The organism is Neopoerus faecalis, assembly GCF_029218125.1.
Classification (GTDB): domain Bacteria; phylum Bacillota; class Clostridia; order Oscillospirales; family Oscillospiraceae; genus Oscillibacter; species Oscillibacter faecalis_A.
In genome coordinates, this window is sequence record NZ_JARFXX010000027.1 from 1 (window position 1) to 1,484 (window position 1,484).

Below are 1,484 nucleotides of genomic sequence, written 5' to 3' on the forward strand. Positions count from 1 at the left end.
GATGCCGGCAATATCCTTGGCAAGCTGCTTCTTGCCCTGAATGTTGCCCTGACGGGCGATCATGATGCGCTGGGCCTGGGGAGAACCGGCGCCGTGCATGGACTCAGTGCGGTAGCCAACGGCGGCAGCGCCCAGGCACAGGTTCTCAATGAAGCGCATAATGCGCTGACGGTCCTCGGTCTTGACGCCCTCGCGGCCCACAAAGAATTTATTGCAGATCTCGCCGATGGTCTCGCCGTTGCGGCCCACCACCGTGTCGGAGTTGAAGTCCACCTGAGAGGGCATGGTGACCATCAGGCCGCCCGCGATGTCCTCAGCCAGACGCACGATCTCATAGGGGAAGCGGGTGACGTTCTGCTTGCAGACGTTTGCCAGCAGCAGGTCGATCTGATAGTTGCCGGCCTTGGTCTTGAAGCCCTGCGCGGAGCAGGCGATGCCGCAGCAGAACAGCGTCTCGTTCAGGTGGGTCATCTCGATGAGCTTGTCTTTCACTGCGCTGGCTTTCTCCACGCCGTTGTACTCGGCCACCAGCGCAGCGGCGCCGATGAGGGTATCGCCCACGCCCACCTTGCAGCCGCCGTAGGACTGGCGGTGATAGCCGGCGAAGCGCTCCACCATCATGCCGGCGAACTCATACTCGCCGTTGAGGAAGATGTACTCATTGGGGATGAACACATGGTCCAGCACCACCAGAGCCTCCTGACCACCGAACTTGGCGTTGCCCACATCAATAGAGGCGCCCTCCTCGGTCTTGCGGGTGTCGCAGGACTGGCGGCCGTAGATCATGTACATACCCTCGGCGTCAGTGGGGCAGGCAAAGCTGACCGCCCAATCCTTATCCGCCTCACTCATGGAAATGGTGGGCATGAAGATGTGCCAGTGGGAGTTGATGGAGCCGGTCTGGTGGCACTTGGCGCCGCAGACCACAATGCCGTCGGGGCGGCGCTCCACCACATGAACGAACATATCGGGGTCGGCTTGATCGTGGGGGGCCTTGGAGCGGTCACCCTTGGGGTCGGTCATGGCGCCGTCCACGGTGAGGTCATTGTCCTGCACGTAGGTCAGGAACTTCTTGAAGTTTTCGTGATAGTGGGTGCCGTACTTCTCATCCACCTCGAACGTGGTGGAGAACACGGCGTTGAAGCTGTCCATGCCCACGCAGCGCTGGAAGCAGGAAGCGGTCTTCTGGCCCAGCAGGCGCTGCATTTTCACCTTGTTCATCAGGTCCTCGGTGGACTGGTGCAGATGGGTGAAGCGGTTGATGGTGTGGCCGGTGAGGCTGGATTTCACGGTCATGAGATCGGCGTACTGGGGATCCTGGGCCAGGGCATAGGTCATGGCCACGCAGTTGATAGAGGGACGGATCATGGGGTGATCCACCCAGTTGTCGATCTTCTCGCCGAACATATAAACGCGGGTGTTCAGCTTCCGCAGGGAGTCAATATACTCCTGAGGTGTCATCAGTGCCATATTTTCTTATCCTC

The 1,484-nt window shown here is 60.0% G+C and carries 1 protein-coding gene; it reads right to left on the reverse strand.

The window, feature by feature from the left end; genetic code table 11:
• On the reverse strand, positions 1-1,470 hold a 1,470-nt coding region (locus PY311_RS12520), incomplete at its 3' end, for a 4-hydroxyphenylacetate 3-hydroxylase family protein (protein WP_286149031.1).
• Positions 1,471-1,484: the final 14 nt, after the last annotated feature.